Origin of the sequence: Gaetbulibacter jejuensis, from assembly GCF_039524015.1 — a bacterium.
Classification (GTDB): Bacteria; Bacteroidota; Bacteroidia; order Flavobacteriales; family Flavobacteriaceae; genus Gaetbulibacter_B; species Gaetbulibacter_B jejuensis.
In genome coordinates this window covers 100,446-120,760 of the sequence record NZ_BAAAGF010000002.1, presented here as the reverse complement: position 1 = coordinate 120,760, position 20,315 = coordinate 100,446, and the positions used below count along the sequence as shown (strand labels likewise).

Annotated in this window: 22 protein-coding genes; 8 read left to right on the top strand and 14 right to left on the bottom strand. The window is 33.8% G+C overall.

Features of this window, described 5'->3' with window-relative positions; all coding sequences use genetic code 11:
- Nucleotides 1–52: 52 nt before the first annotated feature.
- From ABD011_RS07130 to ABD011_RS07100, 7 genes are all read right to left on the bottom strand, one after another.
- The gene (locus ABD011_RS07130; RefSeq protein ID WP_343796987.1) at nucleotides 53–934 is read right to left on the bottom strand and encodes a PPK2 family polyphosphate kinase; all 882 of its coding nucleotides are present in this window, start codon (nucleotides 932–934) and stop codon (nucleotides 53–55) included.
- Between the two features lie 11 nt (nucleotides 935–945).
- Nucleotides 946–2,109 (bottom strand): sigma-54-dependent transcriptional regulator, encoded by a 1,164-nt coding sequence (locus ABD011_RS07125; protein ID WP_129761614.1) that lies wholly within the window; start codon nucleotides 2,107–2,109, stop codon nucleotides 946–948.
- A gap of 3 nt (nucleotides 2,110–2,112) precedes the next feature.
- Nucleotides 2,113–2,946 (bottom strand): mechanosensitive ion channel family protein, encoded by an 834-nt coding sequence (locus tag ABD011_RS07120; protein WP_343796984.1) that lies wholly within the window; start codon nucleotides 2,944–2,946, stop codon nucleotides 2,113–2,115.
- Between the two features lie 4 nt (nucleotides 2,947–2,950).
- Nucleotides 2,951–4,264 carry an ABC transporter permease gene (locus tag ABD011_RS07115; RefSeq protein WP_335974649.1) on the bottom strand — a complete coding sequence of 438 codons (1,314 nt, stop codon included), beginning with the start codon at nucleotides 4,262–4,264 and terminating at the stop codon, nucleotides 2,951–2,953.
- 2 nt (nucleotides 4,265–4,266) lie between these two features.
- On the bottom strand, nucleotides 4,267–5,193 hold the full coding sequence (locus ABD011_RS07110; RefSeq protein ID WP_131507812.1) for an ABC transporter ATP-binding protein: 927 nt from the start codon (nucleotides 5,191–5,193) through the stop codon (nucleotides 4,267–4,269).
- Nucleotides 5,194–5,416: 223 nt separating this feature from the next.
- On the bottom strand, nucleotides 5,417–6,541 hold the full coding sequence (dnaJ, locus tag ABD011_RS07105) for a molecular chaperone DnaJ (RefSeq protein ID WP_343796981.1): 1,125 nt from the start codon (nucleotides 6,539–6,541) through the stop codon (nucleotides 5,417–5,419).
- Nucleotides 6,542–6,546: 5 nt separating this feature from the next.
- The gene (locus ABD011_RS07100; protein WP_343796979.1) at nucleotides 6,547–7,086 is read right to left on the bottom strand and encodes a nucleotide exchange factor GrpE; all 540 of its coding nucleotides are present in this window, start codon (nucleotides 7,084–7,086) and stop codon (nucleotides 6,547–6,549) included.
- A gap of 157 nt (nucleotides 7,087–7,243) precedes the next feature.
- On the opposite strand from ABD011_RS07100, the gene ABD011_RS07095 reads away from it, so the two are divergent.
- A complete protein-coding gene (locus tag ABD011_RS07095) occupies nucleotides 7,244–7,888 on the top strand; it encodes a YceI family protein (RefSeq protein WP_129761608.1) in 645 nt (214 codons plus the stop codon).
- A 58-nt stretch (nucleotides 7,889–7,946) separates the two neighbouring features.
- Here ABD011_RS07095 and ABD011_RS07090 read toward each other — a convergent pair whose 3' ends face one another.
- The 4 genes from ABD011_RS07090 to ABD011_RS07075 all read right to left on the bottom strand — a co-directional run bounded on the left by ABD011_RS07090 (nucleotide 7,947) and on the right by ABD011_RS07075 (nucleotide 10,546).
- Nucleotides 7,947–8,852 carry a TIGR01777 family oxidoreductase gene (locus ABD011_RS07090; protein ID WP_129761607.1) on the bottom strand — a complete coding sequence of 302 codons (906 nt, stop codon included), beginning with the start codon at nucleotides 8,850–8,852 and terminating at the stop codon, nucleotides 7,947–7,949.
- 81 nt (nucleotides 8,853–8,933) lie between these two features.
- Nucleotides 8,934–9,602 (bottom strand): tRNA (5-methylaminomethyl-2-thiouridine)(34)-methyltransferase MnmC2, encoded by a 669-nt coding sequence (gene mnmC2 / locus ABD011_RS07085; RefSeq protein ID WP_343796975.1) that lies wholly within the window; start codon nucleotides 9,600–9,602, stop codon nucleotides 8,934–8,936.
- 2 nt (nucleotides 9,603–9,604) lie between these two features.
- Nucleotides 9,605–10,042 (bottom strand): hypothetical protein, encoded by a 438-nt coding sequence (locus ABD011_RS07080; RefSeq protein ID WP_343796973.1) that lies wholly within the window; start codon nucleotides 10,040–10,042, stop codon nucleotides 9,605–9,607.
- A complete protein-coding gene (locus ABD011_RS07075) occupies nucleotides 10,043–10,546 on the bottom strand; it encodes a DUF4920 domain-containing protein (protein ID WP_343796971.1) in 504 nt (167 codons plus the stop codon).
- A gap of 270 nt (nucleotides 10,547–10,816) precedes the next feature.
- Here ABD011_RS07075 and ABD011_RS07070 point away from each other — a divergent pair, with 270 nt between their 5' ends.
- Complete coding sequence (locus ABD011_RS07070) at nucleotides 10,817–11,881, top strand: branched-chain amino acid aminotransferase (protein ID WP_187347856.1); 1,065 nt, start codon at nucleotides 10,817–10,819, stop codon at nucleotides 11,879–11,881.
- 31 nt (nucleotides 11,882–11,912) lie between these two features.
- Here ABD011_RS07070 and ABD011_RS07065 read toward each other — a convergent pair whose 3' ends face one another.
- Nucleotides 11,913–12,299, bottom strand: a complete 387-nt coding sequence (locus ABD011_RS07065) for a pyrophosphohydrolase domain-containing protein (protein ID WP_131507820.1) — start codon at nucleotides 12,297–12,299, stop codon at nucleotides 11,913–11,915.
- A gap of 338 nt (nucleotides 12,300–12,637) precedes the next feature.
- Here ABD011_RS07065 and ABD011_RS07060 point away from each other — a divergent pair, with 338 nt between their 5' ends.
- The 4 genes from ABD011_RS07060 (at nucleotide 12,638) to ABD011_RS07045 (ending at nucleotide 16,709) form a co-directional block, all read left to right on the top strand.
- Nucleotides 12,638–13,663 (top strand): SRPBCC family protein, encoded by a 1,026-nt coding sequence (locus ABD011_RS07060; RefSeq protein ID WP_131507823.1) that lies wholly within the window; start codon nucleotides 12,638–12,640, stop codon nucleotides 13,661–13,663.
- A complete protein-coding gene (crcB, locus tag ABD011_RS07055) occupies nucleotides 13,664–14,029 on the top strand; it encodes a fluoride efflux transporter CrcB (protein WP_131507825.1) in 366 nt (121 codons plus the stop codon).
- Nucleotides 14,030–14,129: 100 nt separating this feature from the next.
- The gene (locus ABD011_RS07050) at nucleotides 14,130–15,230 is read left to right on the top strand and encodes a right-handed parallel beta-helix repeat-containing protein (protein ID WP_343796966.1); all 1,101 of its coding nucleotides are present in this window, start codon (nucleotides 14,130–14,132) and stop codon (nucleotides 15,228–15,230) included.
- Between the two features lie 21 nt (nucleotides 15,231–15,251).
- Entirely contained in the window at nucleotides 15,252–16,709 is a 1,458-nt protein-coding gene (locus ABD011_RS07045) for a T9SS type A sorting domain-containing protein (RefSeq protein WP_343796964.1), read from the top strand.
- A gap of 33 nt (nucleotides 16,710–16,742) precedes the next feature.
- On the opposite strand, the gene ABD011_RS07040 is transcribed toward ABD011_RS07045, so the two are convergent.
- Nucleotides 16,743–17,342: a DUF1684 domain-containing protein gene (locus ABD011_RS07040; RefSeq protein WP_343796962.1), complete on the bottom strand. Its 600-nt coding sequence runs from the start codon at nucleotides 17,340–17,342 to the stop codon at nucleotides 16,743–16,745.
- A 234-nt stretch (nucleotides 17,343–17,576) separates the two neighbouring features.
- Between ABD011_RS07040 and ABD011_RS07035 the strand changes: the two genes are divergently transcribed.
- Nucleotides 17,577–18,809, top strand: coding sequence for an MDR family MFS transporter (locus ABD011_RS07035; RefSeq protein WP_343796960.1), 1,233 nt, complete (start codon nucleotides 17,577–17,579; stop codon nucleotides 18,807–18,809).
- A 27-nt stretch (nucleotides 18,810–18,836) separates the two neighbouring features.
- Complete coding sequence (locus ABD011_RS07030) at nucleotides 18,837–19,802, top strand: YpdA family putative bacillithiol disulfide reductase (RefSeq protein WP_343796958.1); 966 nt, start codon at nucleotides 18,837–18,839, stop codon at nucleotides 19,800–19,802.
- An 11-nt stretch (nucleotides 19,803–19,813) separates the two neighbouring features.
- On the opposite strand, the gene ABD011_RS07025 is transcribed toward ABD011_RS07030, so the two are convergent.
- Entirely contained in the window at nucleotides 19,814–20,257 is a 444-nt protein-coding gene (locus ABD011_RS07025) for an Lrp/AsnC family transcriptional regulator (protein ID WP_129761596.1), read from the bottom strand.
- Between the last annotated feature and the right edge of the window lie 58 nt (nucleotides 20,258–20,315).

The following is a 20,315-nucleotide window of genomic DNA, read 5'->3' as shown; positions in this document are numbered from 1 at the left end:
AGCTAAAGATAAGTTTTAAATGACATTAAACTCTAAAAGAAAACTTAAAAACTTATTCGTTTTCTAATTGCTGTTTGTAAATATGAAGGTTTTCTTTTACGTCATCATCTAATTCAGGCTCCTTGATATCGTCATACTGCTTCAGTGTATTGTATAAAATTTTGGCTACAATATAACGTGCTGTAGGTTTATCATCAGCAGGAATAGTGTACCAAGGTGCATGTGCTTTAGACGTTCTATTAATAGCATCTTCATAGCACTCTTGATAGTTGTCCCAAAGTTTGCGCTCTTTTAAATCGCCTGGAGAAAATTTCCAGTTCTTTTCTTGTTTTTCCAACCTACGAAGTAATCGGTTTTTCTGTTCTTCTTTTGAAAGGTGTAAAAAGAATTTGAAGATAATAGTTCCGTTATCAGCAATGTGTTTTTCAAAATTATTAATTTGTTCAAAACGTTTATCCCAAAAGGCTTCGTTAACATCTTCTACCGAATGAACATCAGGCAAGTTTTCATTTAAAATATAATTAGGATGCACTCTTGTTACCAATACATTTTCGTAATGCGTACGATTAAAAACTCCAAACTTTCCACGAGCAGGTAAAGCAATGTAATGCCTCCAAAGGTAATCGTGTTTAAGCTCTAATTCGGTTGGAACTTTAAAGCTATGCACCACAACACCTCTTGCGTTTAGCTCCTTAAAAACCTCGCGTATCATACTGTCTTTTCCTGCTGTATCCATACCTTGAATACAAATTAAAACAGCATATTTACCATGCGCATACATTGCATTTTGAATATCAGCAAGGTCTTCGCACACCTCTTCCATTTCATCTTCAATCTTATCTTTATCAGCTCCAAGGTCATAGGTAGTACTTACATTTTTTAAAGAAATGTTTTGCGTTACCTTAAAATCGTTGATATCAATGTTTTTTTTCATACGGTTAGGTTTTATTTTGAAGCAAACAACTTCACGTCATTTTCGCTCACTATTTTTTCACCAAGAATAATTAAACGTTCTACTACGTTTCTTAACTCTCTAATGTTACCAGTCCAATCATATTCTTGTAACAGTTTTATAGCCTTATCAGAGAATTCTTTTTTGGTTGAGCCTTGTTCTGTCGCTATTTTATTGGCAAAGAAATCCACCAATAACGGAATGTCTTCTCTCCTATCATTTAAGGCTGGCACTTGAATTAATATTACCGCTAACCTATGGTACAAATCTTCTCTAAACTTTCCGTCAGCGATTTCCTTTTTCAAATCTTTGTTAGTTGCAGCAACAACTCTTACATCTACTTTTATGTCTTTATCGTTACCTACGCGCTGAATTTTATTTTCCTGTAATGCTCTAAGAACTTTAGCTTGAGCAGACAAACTCATATCACCAATTTCATCGAGAAAAATAGTACCTCCATTAGCCGCTTCAAACTTACCTGCCCTGTCTTTAACAGCACTAGTAAACGCACCTTTTACATGGCCAAATAATTCACTCTCGATAAGTTCTGACGGAATTGCAGCACAGTTCACCTCTATTAAAGGACCTTTAGAACGATCACTTTTTTGATGTAACCAATGCGCTACGAGCTCTTTTCCTGTTCCGTTTGGTCCAGTAATAAGTACACGAGCGTCTGTAGCAGACACTTTTTCTATCATTTCTTTAATATGAAGAATCGCCTTACTCTCACCTATCATCTCATAGTTTTTGCTCACTTTCTTTTTAAGCCTAGTGTTCTCAACCACAAGTTCTTTTCTATCTAAAGCAATACGAACAGTATTCAGCAACCTATTAAGATCTGGTGGTTTTGAAATATAATCAAACGCACCAAGTCGCATGGTATTTACAGCGGTATCAAGATCTCCATGACCAGAAATCATAACCATAGGAGTTTCAGGTTTTAACTTTTTAACAGCTTCTAAAACCTCAACACCATCCATTTTTGGCATTTTTATATCGCAAAGTACTAGGTCAAAATCGTCTTTTTTAATCTTTTCAATTCCAACAAGACCATCTTCAGCTTCAAAAACCTCATAAGTGTCATTTTCTTCTGATAGTATTTTAACCAATACTCTTCTAATAGCTGCTTCGTCTTCTATAATTAATATTTTAGGCATGTTTTATTCTTTAGGTTTTGATATAATGTGAATATCTCTTTGCGGAAATGGTATAGATATATTATGCTCTCTAAATAATCGGTCAATTTCAAAACGAATATCGCTTCTCGGAAATTGTCCTTTAAAACTATCATTAAGCGTAAAAACCACTTTAAAGTTAAGTGAACTGTCTCCAAAATCGGTAAAAACAACAGCTGTTTCTGGTTCGCTTAAAGTATCAGGATGCGAATTGGCAGCTTGTAACAACAGCTTTTTAACCAACTGTACATCACTTCCATAAGCAACACCAACTGACACACTATCTCTAGTTATAGTTCCGTTTTGAGTCCAATTGTATAAAGTATTGGTTAAGTATAAGTGATTAGGAATAATTAACACTTTATTATCTATAGTTACTGCTCGAGTTGTTCTTAATTTAATTTCTTCAACACGTCCTACTTTTCCATCTATTTCAATAATATCTCCAACGTGTACTGTTTGATCTATAAGTATAAAAACACCTGAAATAATATCTTGAAACAAGGTCTGTAGCGCAAGACCAATACCAATTAAAAGTGCTGCTGATGCTGCAAAAATACCAGTAACATTTACACCTAAAGTGTGTAGCGTTATTAGCATTATTACAACATATATAAACCATCTTCCGTAGGAAAAAACTACTTTAAATTTTTGCTTATCAGAATACGGTAGATTTCTAGTAATTAGCTTACGAATAAGTCTTAATATTACACTTGCAATAACCAAGACTACAACCAATATAATAACATCCATGATGCTTATGGAGATATTATCAGTAATCTTGTAAGATTCTTTTAAAGTTTTTAAAAAATCTTTCATGCAATTAGTATTTCAACCATTTATAAAGCTCTTTGTAGCTTGGTTTTTTACCATACATTAAAATACCTACTCTGTAAATTTTTGCTGCAAACCAAACCGTAAACATAAATGTACCAATTAATAATGCCAATGACAATAGTTGTTGCCAAATTGGTACTCCAAAAGGAATACGCATAAGCATAACCACAGGAGAGGTTAACGGAATAAATGAGAATACTGTTGAAACGGTTCCGTGTGGATCTTCAATTACTGTGAATACGCCAACATATACTGCCAAAATTAAAGGCATTAGAATAGGCATCATAAACTGTTGTGTGTCTGTTTCATTATCTACTGCTGCACCAATGGCTGCATATAGAGAACTGTACAGTAAATAGCCTCCAACAAAGAAAAAGATGAATGCGAGTATGAGGTTAGCTATTGGTAAGTTTTGAAATGCTGCAAAAGCAAGTTTTAGTTGCGACTCAAACTCAGGACTCTCCATTGCTTGCTGCATTAGCTGTTGTTGAGAGGATTGCATCTCACTGAAATCAATTCCGAAAATTGTAGAGACAATAAGCATCATTAAACCTCCTAAAATCACCCAAATTACAAATTGCGTAATTCCTGCTAAGGATGTTCCAATAATCTTACCCATCATAAGCTGAATAGGCTTTACTGAAGAAATGATGACTTCAATTATTCTACTGGTTTTTTCCTCGATAACGCTTCTCATAATCATGTTTCCATAAATAATGATAAACATGAACAGTAAGTAACCTGCTATACCACCAAAAGCTAATTTTAATACATTATCAATTTTTGAAGTGGTTTCTCCTGAAAAGCTTTCCTGCGAAATATCAACACTTGTTTTTGAAGATTTTATCTTCTCTAAGTCTACTCCATCTCTTTCCAATTTTATATCCTGAAATTTCTTTTCGAGTTTGTTTTCTAAAGAAGATATTACAGTTAAAGATGGTGTGTCTTCTGAGTAAAACGTAACATTGTTATAAAACTGAGTGGTATCTGCACTTTTGGTGATGTACAATAAACCATAAGTTTCATTAGTTTTTACGTCTTCCTTAGCGGCTTCAAGAGTAGTATTAGTTAAAACTTTGTAAGTGGTATGTTCTGTATCTTTAAAAATATCGCTTACCAATCCTGACTCGTCTAAAATGGCAATAGTACGTTCTTTATTATTGTTAAGCTGAGTCAAATAAGCCACCACAGCAATAAGAGCAATCATAATCAACGGACTCAAAATTGTCATGATTATGAATGATTTATTCTTAACTTTTGTAAGGTATTCTCTTTTTATTATAAGTGATAAATGATTCATTCTTAATTATTTTTTACAGTTTGAATAAAAATATCATTAGCACTTGGCACAACTTCAACAAAGTGGTGAACTTCTGCTTTAGATGTTAAAAACGATAGTAGGTCGTTAGAGGTGTCGTTTGTGTTTAGTTTGATATTCAGCTTTAAATCGTCATTAAGATTTTTAAACGTAGCTGGAAACACTTCAAACTTATCTTTTATTAATTTAGTCACCTCATCAATGTTATCTGTTTGTAGTCCAACCTCAAAAGTATTGGTTTTAAACTGACGCTTAATATCTGTTAATTTACCATCCAATATTTTATTAGACTCGTGTATTAACGCAATGTGGTCGCACAACTCTTCAACCGATTCCATACGATGTGTTGAAAAGATAACAGTTGCTCCTTCATCTCTCAATTGTAAAATCTCGTCTTTAATCAAGTTGGCGTTTATAGGGTCAAAGCCTGAAAATGGTTCATCAAAAATCAACAGTTTAGGTTGATGCAAAACTGTGACTATAAATTGAATTTTTTGAGCTTGTCCTTTACTGAGTTCTTGTATTTTTTTATTCCACCAATCACCAATATCTAATTTATCAAACCAGTATTTTAGACGCTCTTTAGCAACAGATTTTGATAATCCTTTCAGTTGTGCCAAGTATAATGCTTGCTCACCAACTTTCATGGATTTGTATAGTCCACGTTCTTCAGGTAAATAACCAATATCCTGAATATGGTGAGGTTGCAATGCATCTCCATCTAACATTACGCTACCTTCATCTGGCATTGTAATTTGATTGATAATTCTAATAAGTGTTGTTTTCCCTGCTCCATTAGGTCCAAGAAGACCAAATATACTTCCTGTAGGTACAGAAATGGAGACATTGTTTAGTGCTTTAAAGTTTCCAAAACTTTTAGAAACAGAATTAGCCACTAATAAATTGCTCATATATGTTGTTTTGTGAAATATATTTATTTGTTGCGTAAAGATATTAAATGTTACACAAGTAGCCTTTTTATAGGCATTTAAATATCAACAATTGTGTCTAAAAAAACAAAACCCACCCTTAAAAAATTAAGGATGGGAAAAAATTGCTATGAAAAAGAAAAATTACCACTAAAGTTAATTAGTGATATTCAAATATAGTGTTTTTTATTAAATTAAGAGTTTTTTAAGAAAACATATCTTTAACTTTTTCAAAAAATGACTTGTCACTGCTTTCCGGTTTTGGAGCAAAGTGCTCATCTTCTCTCATGTTTTCAAAAAATTCTTTTTGCTGTTTATTAAGCGTTTTTGGAGTCCATACATTCACATGAACTAGCAAATCCCCTTTACCATAACCGTTAATACTTGGTATTCCTTTTCCGCGTAAGCGAAGGATTTTACCAGATTGAACACCAGCTTCTATTTTTATTCTTACTTTACCAGTAACAGTATCAATCTCAGTAGAGGTTCCTAAAACCGCATCAGGAAGACTTACATATAAATCGTAATGCAAATTGTCACCTTCACGTTTTAAGGTTGGGTGCTCTTCTTCTTGTATAGCAACCAACAAATCACCAGAGATACCATTACCTGGAGCATCGTTACCTTTTCCTGTAACTTTAAGCTGCATACCATCTACCACACCAGCAGGAATTTTTACTGAAACGGTTTCTTCTGCAACTTTTAAACCTTGTGCATCAGCATCAGCAGGTTTTCTATCAATAGTTTGACCAGCTCCTCCACAGGTTTGACATGGTGCAGAGGTTTGCATTCTACCTAAAATGGTATTGGTTATTCGAGTAACCTGACCTGTTCCATTACAAGTACCACAAGTTTTATAGGTTGTTCCTGGTGCTTGAATTTTACGCTTTACTTTGATTTTTTTCTCAACACCATTAGCAATCTCTTCTAGTGTTAAAGTCACTCTAATTCTTAAGTTACTTCCTTTAACGCGTCTTTGACCTCCACCAAATCCGCCTCCAAAACCAGAGAAACCACCTCCACCAAAAGCACCTCCAAAAATATCACCAAACTGACTGAATATGTCATCCATATTCATGCCTCCACCACCAAAGCCTCCTGCGCCTTCAAATGCTTGGTGACCAAATTGGTCATAACGTGCTTTCTTGTCAGCGTTACTTAAAACTTCATAAGCTTCGGCTGCTTCTTTAAATTTAGCTTCAGCATCTTTATCATCCGGATTTTTATCAGGATGGTATTTTAATGCCATTTTACGGTAAGCTTTTTTTATTTCTGCTGCAGTAGCCTGTTTACTGACTCCTAATACTTCGTAATAATCTCTTTTTGCCATATCTTTTATTGTCCAATAACCACTTTAGGAAAACGTATTACCTTATCTCCTAGCTTATATCCTTTTTCAACAACGTCTATAATTTTTCCTTTTAAATCGTCGCTTGGAGCAGGAATTTGGGTAATAGCTTCATGGTCATCTGCATTAAACATATCTCCTTGTTCTACTACAATAGCACTCAACCCTTTTTGCTCTAGGGTTTTTAATAGTTTTTGGTAGATGAGCAATACGCCTTTTCTTAAATCTTCAGCTTCTTTATCTTCTTCAATATGCGTTAAAGCTCTTTCAAAATCGTCTAAAACTGGCAACATTGCCAACATTACATCCTGACTTGCAGTTTTAAATAAATCTAGACGCTCTTTGGCAGTACGCTTTTTGTAGTTTTCAAATTCAGCAAAAAGACGCATAAACTTGTCTTTTTCTTTTGCTAAATCTTCATTTAGTCTTTCTTCTATGCTAAGTTCTTCTATCTGAGCTGTATCAGTAGTTACTTCTTCTTGTATTTGTTCTTTTTCAGCGTGTTCGCTTTTATCTTTTTTACTCATTGTTAAGTGCGCTTTATTCTTCGAATAATAGTTGGCAAAAGTACTGCCATTATTATTAAAATGTCAAAATGTCACTAAATATTTTTTACGCTTTTTTAACAAAAGTGTCTTTTTAAATATTTAAATTTGTTCTTTAACACAAAAACTTAAACTTTATATGAAAACTAATTTTTTAAATATTTTATTTGTAGCGTTTTTAGGACTTGCAGTTGTTGGTTGTAAAGATAAGGCTAAAGAAGCTGAAACTACAGATGCTGAAACAGTAGCTGAAACTACTGCAGAAGCCACTAAATACTCAGTGGATGCTGCTGCTTCAACTATAACTTGGAAAGGTTACAAACCTACAGGAAGCCATGACGGAACTATTGCTGTTGAAAGCGGTGTAGTTACTGTAAAAGATGGAGCTATTGAAAGTGGTACGTTTTTAATTGACATGAATTCTATTACTGTTACTGATATTCCTGCTGAAGAAGAAATGAACGGTAAATTAGTTGGTCATTTAAAAAATGCTGATTTCTTTGACGTAGAAAAATACCCTTCTGCTGGTTTTGAAGTAACTGGTTTTGAAAACGGAAACTTATCTGGAAACTTAAAGTTAAAAGAGAAAACTAATAACATTACTATTCCTGTAACGGTTACTGAAAGTGGAGATTCTGTTACTATCACTAGTGAAACATTTACTATTGACCGTTCTAAATGGGACGTAAAATACGGTTCAAAATCGTTCTTTGATAACTTAGGTGATAAGTTCATCAACGATGATATTGAATTAAAAATTACTGTTAAGGCTAATAAGTCTTAATTAATTTTCAAGATAAAATTTGAAGCCACTCTTTTTGGAGTGGCTTTTTTTATATGTTTTATTTTAATAAATCTTCAAGTGTTGGCTGTAAATGATGATGCTTAAAATGGAATCCTTCACCTTCTATTTTCTTACTACTCACTCTTTGACTTTCAAAAAGCAGTATATGCATCTCTCCTAATAAAAGTTTCATAATGGATTTTGGAATATTAGGTAATAACAAAGGTCTCTTTTTTTGTTTTGCAATAGCTTTAATCAGCTCATTATTAGTCACAGGATTGGGAGCTACGCCATTATAAACGCCTTCAAGTTCTTCGGTAAATGTATACACAAAAAGTCTAGCTAAATCCTTTACATGAATCCAAGATTGCCATTGTGTGCCTTCGCCAAAAGCTGCTCCAGCTCCAAACTTTACAGGTTTAACCATTTCTGGTAACGCACCTTCCTTAGCATCTAAAACTAAGCCTATTCTAACTTTGGTTACTTTTATATTTAACGCTTTAAAAGCATCAACTTTATCTTCCCAAGCATTGACCACCTTTCCTAAGAATGTTGGCGAAACTTCATCAAAAGTTTCTTCATAATAATTGGTTAAAGAATCAGGATAGACACCTATAGCACTTGCCGAAATAATTTGTTTTACACTGATATTTTCATTTGCAAGGGTTGATTTCAACAACTCTAAGGACTGAATTCTACTGTCTAAAATTTGTTGCTTGTAGCTTGGTGTCCAACGTTTAGAAATTGAGGCTCCTGCTAAATTAATTATAGCATCTACACCCACAAAACACTCACTATCAATTTCATTGTTTTTAGGATTCCAATAAAATCCTTTATAGTTACTTGCTGTACTTATTTTATTTTTAGAAGTTGTTAAATAATGAACTTCAATACCTTTTTTATGGCATTGCTTCACTATTGCTTTTCCTATCAAACCTGTTGCGCCTGTAATTAAGACTCTCATTTACAATTTTTTAATAAAATTACGAAATAGTTTACCCTTAGACTTGGTATTTAATTAAGGTTTAACAGATTTAACTAAACTTTAAACTTCTAACTTAGTAGCTCTAAGCATTTCACGTTTTCCTGGTGGTCCAAGAAGTTTTTCAACACTAAACCCTACAGCTTGCATTGCGCGTCTTACACTTCCTTTTGCGGAATAGGTAACTAATACACCTTTGGTTTTTAATGCCTTATACATTAATTCAAAAATACCTTCTGTCCAAAGTTCTGGTTGCACTCTTGCTCCAAAAGCATCAAAGTATATGAGATCATATTCTGCTACAGCATCAATTTCTTTAAAAAACTTCTGTTGTTTGGTTAATGAGAATTTAGGCGTAATATGGTGTAATATTTCCCAATCGCATTGGTGTAGTTTAGAGAATAAAGTGTTGTTAGTTTTTAACTGTTCGGTATAATTTAGAGCATCAACTTCTTCTTGTGTTACAGGATAAGCCTCTACTCCTGTGTAATTGATATGAAGGTTGCTTTTTTCACTTTCTAAAAGTGTAATAAATGCATTTAGTCCTGTACCAAAACCTATTTCAAGGATAGAAATTGGTTTATGGCTATCTAAAAAACAAAAAAGACCATGCAGTATAAAAACATGCATAGCCTCTTGTATAGCACCATGAACAGAATGGTATTGTTCGTTCCAATCTTCAATTTGAATGGTTTTAGAACCGTCTGCTGTGGTAATAATTTTTCGCTTCAAAACTAGTTGATAAGCAACTTTTTTATTCTAGGTATTGGACCTGTACAACTGGTTTGGTGACATGCCACACACAAGTTTACAGCGTTATTGAACCTTTCTTTGATATCTACTGTAGATTCGTCATTGAATATTTCCTTTTCTGTTGCTATAAATAACTTTGAAAAGCTCTCGAAAGTTTCATTTCTATCAGATGCTTTGGTCATTTCAGCAGAATGGATTTTAAGAAAATCCATTGGAAATTGTGTTGGTGTTTTTCCATCCAAAATATCTTGTTTTACCTTCATGTTATGTTCATACATTTGATTCATGAGGATAGCCATTTCAGACGGTTCGTACATATCATACACAATCTCCTCTTTTTGCTCAATGGTTTCTTTTTTATCAGACTCACCACACCCAAAAAGCACAAAAGTCAAAGCTATGCAAGCAAATAGTCTCATTTACTCTTCTTTTAACAATACACCATCAGCTAAAAAAGCATATTCTTTTTTAGGCTCAGTTATTGCTTCAATTTCTTCAGTTGTTTTTCCTCCATCTTCAGCAATATGGCGTAATTGATCTACTGAAGTTTCAGTAACAAAAGCTTGTCCGTTTATGATTACTTCTTTACCTGCAATATTTTTAGGCACAAAAAAAGCATAGTCTTTAAACTTCACCATAACTTGGCTATCATCTTCTAGTTTTAATTTCATCCAACAACCTTTAGCTTGACATACTTCTTCAACAGTAGCAATCATTTTAGAAGGAATACTATCTCCTACACTCATGTCTTTATAATGCTTTGCCATAGATTTAGCAGCAACGGCATCATCAGCAACTATTTCTTTTCCAAAAGAAGCGTAAGTCACTTCTTCTTTTACAGTATCATTTACAGGTTCTTTCTTTTCACTTTTACACGCTGCAAAAGCAACTAACACAACCAAAAGGGCAGCTATTTTTCTCATAATTTTAATAAATTTTAATAACGCCACTAAGATACTTGTTTTTTTTGTTAGAATGTTTCTAAACTTTTTAATTTAAAGTATGATACAAAGAGTATTGCGTAATAATCACTTATAAAAGTTAAAATCACAATTACTTTTATAAAATCAAAAGTGTATAAAAATCAATACTTTTTTAGCCAATTGAAAAAGTTTAAACGAGTTCTTAATCCAATACTAAATTAAATACCATTATATTTTCATAATTTTGCAAAATATACTCAAAACATATCCATGGAAAATATAATCAACAATATCCCTGTAACTAAGTGTGAAAAAAGCAAGATAAGTGATGTAGATTTTAACAATTTAGCATTTGGTAGTGTGTTTTCAGATCATATGTTGGTTTGCGATTATAAAAATGGCGCTTGGGAAACTCCTACAATTGTGCCTTACCAACCTATTACTTTAGACCCTTCTGCTAAAATATTTCATTACGGACAGTCTATTTTTGAAGGCATGAAAGCCTATAAAGACACTAATGAAGACGTGTGGTTATTTCGCCCAATGGACAATTGTAAGCGTTTAAATATTTCAGCAAAACGCTTGGCAATCCCTGAATTACCAGAAGCGTATTTTATGGAAGGCTTAAAAGCACTTTTAAAACTGGATAGCAATTGGATTCCTACAAACTCTGGCGGTTCTTTGTACATAAGACCTTTTATTTTTGCTTCTGGAAATGGTTTTCATGCGTCGCCTGCCAATGCGTATAAGTTTATTATCGCAACTGCACCTTCTGGCGCTTATTTTTCTGGTAAAGTTAAAGTGGCTATTGAAGAAAAATACTCGCGCTCAGCTAATGGTGGTGTAGGATATGCTAAAGCTGGTGGTAACTATGCAGGTCAATTTTACCCAACTCAGTTAGCAATACAAAAAGGATATAATCAAGTTATTTGGACTGACGATAACACTCACGAATATATTGAAGAAGCTGGCGCAATGAATATTTTTGTTAGAATTAACGACACATTAATGACTGCACCTACTAGCGATAGAATTTTAGATGGGATTACTCGTAAGAGTATTATTGAAATTGCAAAGGCCGAAGGTATAAATGTTGAAGTCAAAAAAATATCGGTGAACGAAGTTGTTGAAGCTGCCAAAAATGGATCACTTAAAGAAATGTTTGGCTCTGGTACTGCTGCTGTTGTATCGCCAATAGCTGCTTTTGGATATAAAGGAACTGATTACGACCTGCCAGAACTAGAAAACAGCTACGCTTCATTATTGAAAAAACGAATTACAGACATACAATATAACAGAACTGACGACCCTTTTGGTTGGAGAGTTAAGGTTTAAAAAAAAGAGAAGCAACATTGCTTCTCTTTTTTTATTTATCTAAAATAGATGCGATATCAGGTTTAAAATAATTAGGGCCTTTCAATACTTTACCATCTTCTCTATAAATAGGTTCTCCATCTTCACCAAGCTTACTCATATTACTGCGTTGTATTTCTTCAAAAACTTCTTCTATTTTATATTGCAAACCGTGTTCAATAATGGTTCCGCATAAAATATAAAGTAAATCACCAAGCGCATCTGCAACCTCAACTAAATCATTGTTATTTGCTGCTTCTAGATACTCTTCATTTTCTTCTCTCATCAGTTTATAACGCAACATATTTTTTTCTAAACCTAAATCGGCTTTTGGGGTTTCTCTATGTCCTATTTTAAATGCTGAGTGAAAAGCTTTTACAGCTTCAATTTTATCTTTCATTAGTATATTAGTATTATTTTATGCTTTTTTTAAAAATTTTTGAAATATAAATATTTAATTTTACATAAATTTAATTTTATGTTTACTAAAGGGCAATGGGTTTTTGGAATTTTATTTGCAATAGCATTTATTATTGTATTAATTTTTACCTACAAAAAAGACCTTAAGCTACATAAACGTTATTACAAAGGCGTTATTTGGGTGCTAATAGCTTTTATTTCTTTCATCTTTTTTATATCCACAATTAAATTTGTATTCATGTAGTTTCTTGATGCTATATCTATAATAATAGTATCGCTTTTTTAATTATCTTTGGTAAAACAACTTTAAAACCAAAGATGAAAGCTTTAAAATATATATTCTTTTTACTTCTTATACTCATTATAGGTATTGCTATTTACATTGCTGTACAGCCTAATTCTTTTGAAGTTAAAAGAGAACGTACAATCAATGCGCCTGCTGCTGTTATTTACAATAATGTTATTGATTTTAAAAACTGGGAAGCATGGTCGTCTTGGGTTGAAAAAGATCCAGAAACAGTAATTACTCTTAGCGAACAAACCAAAGGTGTTGGAGGTGCCTACTCGTGGGTGGATTCTCATGGAGAAGGTAACATGAAAACCTTAGCAACTAAACCTAATGTTTCTATTGATCAAGAACTACAGTTTGGGGATTTTGACCCTTCAAAGATACAATGGGAATTTACTCCTACCGAAGACGGTAAAACCAACGTAGTATGGAAAATGAACAGCGAAAATGTTCCGTTTATCTTTAAAGCTTCTGCATTAGCTTCTGGTGGTTTTGACAACATGATTGGTCCAGACTTTGAGCGTGGTTTAGAAAAACTAGATAGTTTAGTTGTTGAGTCTATGAAAGTCTATTCAATTAAAGTAAATGGAGTAACGCAGCACAGTGGTGGATTTTACCTTTATAATACCACGTCTTGTAAAATTAGCGAACTAGACACCAAAATGCAGGATATGTTACCTAAAGTTGGTGCTTATGCTATTACACATAATATTACTATGGCTGGACCTCCTTTTGTATATTATCACAAATGGGACGAAGCCAATAATGCTGTAATGTTTTCGTGCTGCATACCTACAACATCTCAAGTAATTACTGCTGATGATAGTGATATTTTAACAGGACAGTTACAACCATTTAAAGCAGTTGAAACAACTCTTACTGGTGATTATGCTAACTTAAAAGAAGCTTGGGATACTACTATGAAATATATCACCGAAAATAATCTTGAATTCACCGATGAAAACGGACCAATGCTTGAAACGTACTTAACCGATCCTACAAGCACACCTAATCCTGCTGATTGGATAACTAAAATATATATTGCTGTAAAATAGATGAAAAACCTACTTCTTGTTTTTGTTGGTGGTGGTTTTGGGAGTGTTTTAAGATACATCCTAAGCAAATATCTTAACAGCACCGAAACAGGAATTCCTTATGGTACATTTGCAGCAAATATTTTAGGGAGTTTACTCATTGGCATTATTTTAGGATTAGCAGTTAAAAACAATACACTGTCTTCAAATCAAACACTGCTTTTAGCCACTGGTTTTTGTGGTGGATTCACCACATTTTCAACCTTTGCTTACGAAAACCATGTCTTTTTAAAATCAGGTGATTTTACAAGTTTTGCGCTATATACAATTGCTAGTTTTATAGTTGGATTTTTAGCAGTTTTTGCAGGCATATACCTAACTAAATAATTAACATCCAATCACATAATTAAATATACGACATATATCGTATGTTTTTTCTTACTGACAATTAGGACTTTTGAAATGTTATTAATCAAACCTAATTATCATGAAAAAACTATTTACTGTATTATCAATTTTTGTACTTAGCTACACCCAAGCTCAAAACATTCTTATTGTTGATAACGACCCTGTTATTGACACGTCTCCTGCTCATATGTTTAATAACATTACTGATGCTATTTCAGCAGCTAATAATGGAGACATTATTTACGTACAACCGTCTTTAACAAGTTATGGAGCTGTTACTATCAACAAAGAAATTACTCTTTTTGGTTCTGGTTATGCACCGGAACTAAATGATGGTAGAAGATCTGAATTATCTAGTGTTAGAATTGATGCTGATAACATTAAAATTAGTGGGTTTTACATCAGTACTTACATCACTTACAACTCAAGCACATCTACATCTGATAATATTATTATTGAAGATAACTTTGTTAACCAAACCATATTTGTAGGCTCTACAAATGCTGGCCATACCACTACCAACAACAACTGGATTATAAGAGGTAATGTCATTAATTTTGGTATCACACTTCATGCAGACCCAACAAAATGTATAAATACCGTAATTACCAATAACCACATTACATTATTAAACGGTAATGCAACTGCTAGTTACGCCTTACGATACTTTAACGACACAACCATTTTTAACAATAACATTGTTAGAATCAACCATACATGGGGAAACACAAATATTTTCCCAAACATGACTGGTGATGTGACTGCTTTCAATAATATATTTATCTCAAACGGAATAAACACTTTATTTACACCAACCACAGGTAGAACACTAACTCTTAACAACTCAATTAGCTATATGTCAACTGGTGGTACGCTTACGCTTGCAATGCCTGGAACAGGTAATTTTGACAACCAAAATCCATTTTTTACCAGTGTAGCATCATCGGCTTTTGATATTGCTCCTGAAGATGATTTCACGCTTTCTCCAAGTTCAGTTGGGCTTAACGCTGGTTCTGACGGAAATGACATAGGTATATACAATAGTGATTACGATTTTGATATGCGTGGTTACCCAACCGAATTACCATACTTAACAAGCTTTACTATCAGCAACAACTTAATTGAAGCTGGTGAAAACATCAACGTAAACGTAAAGGCAAACGCTAATAAGTCTAATTAATAATCAAAAAATAAACTGATTATGAAACGACTTATTCACATAACTTTTTTGCTTACCGCTTACCTATCGTTTGCTCAAGGTGATATTTCTGAAATAGAATATTACTTTGACACCGATCCTGGTATTGGCAATGGCACAAGTATAGATATTGATCCAGATGCTGAAGTACTTAATCAAAACTTCAGTATTCCTACAACAGGATTATCTGCTGGCAACCACAAACTATTTGTACGCGCTGTAAAAGATGATGGCAGCACTAGCTATTACTATTCTCAAAGCTTTAGTGTTAAAGCAGCTAATGCAACCTTTAACACAGCAAACATTGATGGTTTTGAATATTATATTGATACAGATCCTGGTATTGGAAACGGCACACAATTATCTTTAGCTGCTATGGAGACTATTGACCAATCGTTCAATATTCCAACAGCTGCTTTAAGTTCTGGTAGTCATAAATTATTCATTAGAGCAAAAAATAGTGATGGAACTTATGGCGCATATGACAATGTAGCTTTTAGCATTAACCATAGTCCTGCTGTATTAAACAATTATGATATTACAGCTGCTGAATACTATTTTGGTACTGACCCAGGAACTGGAAATGCAACAGTAATTACAATACCTACAGACGAAACCTTGGATGAGAATTTAGCATTTCTTACAAACACATTACCGCAAGGTAGTCACAGAGCCTTTGTAAGAGTAAAAAATGTAAACGATGTATGGTCTTTATATGACCATATAGTATTTTCTGTTGTACCACTAGCAGAGATTAATATAGCTAATATTAACAGCATAGAATATTATTTTGACGCTGATCCTGGCATAGGTTTAGGTAATCAAGTAACAATCACTGATACTGAAACCGTAGACCAAAATCTTGCTATTCCTACAACAGGTTTACCTACAGGAAGCCACAGATTATTTATACGTGTTGGTAATACTGCTGGTAACTATAGCACTTACACACATACAGTATTTTCTGTAAGAACACCTACGTTTTTCAATAACGCATCTATTGTAGCTGCTGAATATTTTATTGACGTAGATCCTGGAGAAGGTAACGGAAACCCAATAACGACATCAGGAGATAGTATTGACGAAAATGTTATTGTGGCTACATCTGGTAGTTTAGCTCAAGGTGATCATTATGTGTACGTGAGAGTACAAAATGCAGATGGTGCTTGGTCACTTTACGACAAGCAATATTTTGAAGTAAGTGGTACATTAGGTATCGAAACTGAAGAATTATCCAAAATAAGTATCTATCCTAATCCAACTTTCAATGTAGTAAATATAAAACTACCTAACCACATTATTATAGAAAGTATTGAAGTAATTGACATAAACGGAAGACTTATATTTCACTCTCAAGAGTCGCTCTCTAAAATCGATTGCAGCTCGTTTTCCAATGGAGTATATCTATTACAATTAAAAACCAGTAGTGGAGCACTCTCCAAACGAATAATAAAACAATAATCTTAAATAAAAGCGTCGTTTAAAATGGCGCTTTTATTTTTTATATGCCTTCACACCTGCTTGTATGTTAGTATCTAAGTAATTTACTCTTGGTACAATTGGGCAAGAGTAGTTCTCATTGTAAGCACAATAAGGGTTATAAGCTTTGTTAAAATCAACCACAATAGTGTCGCCTTCAGGAATTTTTAAATCAATATAACGTCCGCCTCCATAGGTCGTCTCTCCATTTGTGTTGTCTAAAAAAGGTAAAAACAAATAATCTTGCTGATCTTCGCTAGTAATAGAATCTTCGCCTTGGTATACATTCAACTGATAAGTTTGCCCTTGTAACTCAAACGTCAAAATACCATAAACACGCTCTCTAGATAAACGGTCTGTATTCGTTTTCATATTAAACCACTTAGAGTCTGGTGTACGCTTTAATTGAGCAGTAACTACATAAGCTGAGTCAAACTTAAAAAAATCAAGTCCCTTAAAATTCTTTTTAGCTCTTCCTTTAAGTGGCGAACTTGTTGCATCTCTAAAATCAGCATTCATCTTCTTTTGAAACTCGGTCTCACCAACAATCGGTTCTTTTCCTTGATGACAACCTAAGACTAATACCAACACTAAAAATGCAATAACTTTTCTCATTTGGGTTAATTTTTTCAATTCAAAAATACAACTTAAACTTTTTTTACCTAGCTTTGAAGAGCAATAAAGAAAAAATCATGTTCAACTGTAATACAATTGTAAAGCAAAAATATACCTCTTCTCAACGAAGTCGGGCTTGCTATATATTGTAGTGATAGTTGAATACAATTAATCAATATAGAAAAGTCTGACGCTAGCGTCGGACTTTTTACTTTTATAACAATCAATCAAACAATGAAATTTATTTATTTTTTAAACAACAAGTTATTACAACCCTACCTAAACACATTTAGTGGGTTGTCTAAAGAAGTATGGTGGTTATCGCTCATTACACTCATTAACAGAGCTGGTACCATGGTTATTCCGTTTTTATCGTTATATCTCAATAAAAGCTTAGACTTTAGTCTTTCTGATGTTGGTATGATTATGAGTGCTTTTGGTGCAGGTTCGGTAGTTGGGTCTTGGCTTGGTGGCAAACTCACCGACAAAATTGGGTATTACAAAGTAATGGTAATTAGTTTAGTATTGTCAGGACTTCTATTCATTGGCTTACAATTTATAAGCACCTACTATGGTATCATGCTAGGTATATTTTTACTCCTTGCAGTAGCCGATATGTTTCGTCCTGCAATGTTTGTAGCATTAAGTGCTTACAGTAAGCCTGAAAACAAAACACGCTCAGTAACACTTATTCGTTTGGCTATTAACCTTGGATTTTCTGCTGGTCCTGCCATTGGCGGATTAATTATTGCTACATTGGGTTATGGTGGTTTGTTTTGGGTAGATGGTATTACTTGTATAGCTGCAGGTTTCCTATTACTCAAGGTACTCAACCCTAAAACTGCCAAAGTTCAGGATAACATTGTTTCTCAAAACCCTAAATCGGCTTATAAAGACGGAAAGTACATTATCTTTTTAGTAGCTATGGTATTATTTAGTATTGCCTTTCTTCAGTACTTCTCAACAATGCCACTGTACTACAAAGACGTACATGTACTATCAGAGTTTAAAATAGGATTACTCATGGGAATGAACGGTTTATTAATTGCTGTATTTGAAATGCCTCTAGTAAAATGGCTCGAATCTCCTAAATACACCAAAACAGGTTTAGTAGCCTTTGGAGCTGTATTAACACTTATAAGCTTTATTGTGCTTAATGTTACTGCTTGGGTTGGTGTATTGGTTATTGGGATGTTGTTTATGACCATTGGCGAAATGATTGCCTTCCCATTTTCTAATGCTTTTGCCTTAAAACGTGCAAAACAAGGCAACCAAGGCGAATACATGGCTTTATACAGTATGGCGTTTGCTATAGCACATATCTTTGGGCACAATTCAGGAATGCACATGGTGGAATTAGTAGGCTTTACCAACACATGGTACATTGTGTCTTTAGTGATGGTAATATGTATTGCCATACTTTTAATGTTAAAGCGTAAAATGAGATTTCAAAAAATAGAAGAATAACCTTAATTTAGTAGCAACACAATACTAATGACACAAACAGATATACTAATTATTGGAGCAGGTCCTATTGGAATTGCCTGCGCTTTGGAATGTGAGAAAAGAGGTTGGAATTATATCGTGCTCGAAAAAGGCGCACTCACCAACTCTTTGTTTAACTACCCTTTAAACATGACCTTTTTCTCCACTTCGGAGCGTTTGGAAATCGACAACATTCCATTTATAAGCAATAACCCAAAACCAAATAGAGACGAGGCCTTGGAATATTACCGTCGTGTAGCAACATCTAACACGCTCAACATAAACCTGTATGAAGAAGTAACAGCCATACAAAAGCAAAACAACCAATTTCAGGTTACCTCAAACAAAACCAACTACAGTGCAAAAAAAGTAGTGATCGCCACAGGGTTTTACGACATCCCAAAACTTTTAAATGTTCCTGGTGAGTCCTTACCTAAGGTATCGCACTACTACAAAGAAGCTCATCCTTTTAGTTTGCAAGATGTTATTGTGGTTGGTGCTAGCAATTCTGCAGTTGATGCTGCACTTGAAATTTGGCGTAAAGGTGGAAACGTTACTATGGTAGTACGTAAAGGAGCTATTGGCGAACGTGTAAAATATTGGGTAAGACCTGATATCATTAACAGAATTGAAGAAGGTAGCATTAAAGCCTATTTTAATTCCGAAATCAAAGAAATTACACCACATCAGGTAATCATTTCCACACCTAAGGGCACTGAAACCATTGCTAACGACTATGTAGTGGCACTCACAGGCTACCAACCTAACTTTCAGTTTTTAGAACAAGCAGGAGTTACCTTGTCTAATGATGGAAATTTCTTTCCTCAGTACAATCCTGATACCATGGAAAGCAACGTACAAGGACTCTACCTTGCAGGTGTAATTTGTGGAGGAACCGAAACCCACAAATGGTTTATTGAAAACTCAAGAGTACATGCTAAACTAATTGCTGAGCATATGGAAACTAACCTATAACGATAAGGCCATTACTTCAATGGCTTTATCGCTCCATTCTTTACCACTTGCGAAAGTACTATTTGCGTTTTGGTTTCTCCATATATAATCAACTGGTCAATAAAGGTTTCTAAATGCTTTTGGTTTTTAAGTACCACTTCCATTACAATATTTTCGTTTCCTGTAATACGATAGCAGTTCAACACCTCATCATAAGTTTTTACCTTCTCAAAAAAAGGCTTTAGCTTTCCCATAAAAGCACGTAAGGTAATAATAGCTTTTAATTGATAACCTGCTTCAAAGTAAGAAACTGATGTGTAATAGTCTTCAATAATACCTGCATCTTCCATCTTTTTTATACGCTCCGAAACTGCTGGCGAGGTAATACCAACTTGCCTACCAATTTCAGCATTAGACTGTCTTGCATTGTCCTGCAAACACTTTAAAATCTTCCAGTTTAATCTATCTATACTCATTTAAAGAGAAATTAAAAAATAACTTAATATTTAAAGCAAATATAACATATTGCTTTAA

Bases quoted from the DNA above. Each gene is read 5' to 3' on its own strand.
- ABD011_RS07065 (WP_131507820.1), bottom strand. From the start codon at position 12,299: ATGAAAGATAAAATTGAAGCTGTAAAAGCTTTTCACTCAGCATTTAAA.
- ABD011_RS07025 (WP_129761596.1), bottom strand. From the start codon at position 20,257: ATGAGTATAGATAGATTAAACTGGAAGATTTTAAAGTGTTTGCAGGAC.
- ABD011_RS07040 (WP_343796962.1), bottom strand. From the start codon at position 17,342: ATGAGAAAAGTTATTGCATTTTTAGTGTTGGTATTAGTCTTAGGTTGT.
- crcB (WP_131507825.1), top strand. From the start codon at position 13,664: ATGAAAAACCTACTTCTTGTTTTTGTTGGTGGTGGTTTTGGGAGTGTT.
- ABD011_RS07130 (WP_343796987.1), bottom strand. From the start codon at position 934: ATGAAAAAAAACATTGATATCAACGATTTTAAGGTAACGCAAAACATT.
- ABD011_RS07125 (WP_129761614.1), bottom strand. From the start codon at position 2,109: ATGCCTAAAATATTAATTATAGAAGACGAAGCAGCTATTAGAAGAGTA.
- ABD011_RS07070 (WP_187347856.1), top strand. From the start codon at position 10,817: ATGGAAAATATAATCAACAATATCCCTGTAACTAAGTGTGAAAAAAGC.
- ABD011_RS07110 (WP_131507812.1), bottom strand. From the start codon at position 5,193: ATGAGCAATTTATTAGTGGCTAATTCTGTTTCTAAAAGTTTTGGAAAC.
- ABD011_RS07090 (WP_129761607.1), bottom strand. From the start codon at position 8,852: ATGAGAGTCTTAATTACAGGCGCAACAGGTTTGATAGGAAAAGCAATA.
- ABD011_RS07060 (WP_131507823.1), top strand. From the start codon at position 12,638: ATGAAAGCTTTAAAATATATATTCTTTTTACTTCTTATACTCATTATA.
- ABD011_RS07120 (WP_343796984.1), bottom strand. From the start codon at position 2,946: ATGAAAGATTTTTTAAAAACTTTAAAAGAATCTTACAAGATTACTGAT.
- ABD011_RS07030 (WP_343796958.1), top strand. From the start codon at position 18,837: ATGACACAAACAGATATACTAATTATTGGAGCAGGTCCTATTGGAATT.
- ABD011_RS07100 (WP_343796979.1), bottom strand. From the start codon at position 7,086: ATGAGTAAAAAAGATAAAAGCGAACACGCTGAAAAAGAACAAATACAA.
- ABD011_RS07115 (WP_335974649.1), bottom strand. From the start codon at position 4,264: ATGAATCATTTATCACTTATAATAAAAAGAGAATACCTTACAAAAGTT.
- ABD011_RS07050 (WP_343796966.1), top strand. From the start codon at position 14,130: ATGAAAAAACTATTTACTGTATTATCAATTTTTGTACTTAGCTACACC.
- ABD011_RS07075 (WP_343796971.1), bottom strand. From the start codon at position 10,546: ATGAGAAAAATAGCTGCCCTTTTGGTTGTGTTAGTTGCTTTTGCAGCG.
- dnaJ (WP_343796981.1), bottom strand. From the start codon at position 6,541: ATGGCAAAAAGAGATTATTACGAAGTATTAGGAGTCAGTAAACAGGCT.
- ABD011_RS07080 (WP_343796973.1), bottom strand. From the start codon at position 10,042: ATGAGACTATTTGCTTGCATAGCTTTGACTTTTGTGCTTTTTGGGTGT.
- ABD011_RS07045 (WP_343796964.1), top strand. From the start codon at position 15,252: ATGAAACGACTTATTCACATAACTTTTTTGCTTACCGCTTACCTATCG.
- ABD011_RS07035 (WP_343796960.1), top strand. From the start codon at position 17,577: ATGAAATTTATTTATTTTTTAAACAACAAGTTATTACAACCCTACCTA.
- ABD011_RS07095 (WP_129761608.1), top strand. From the start codon at position 7,244: ATGAAAACTAATTTTTTAAATATTTTATTTGTAGCGTTTTTAGGACTT.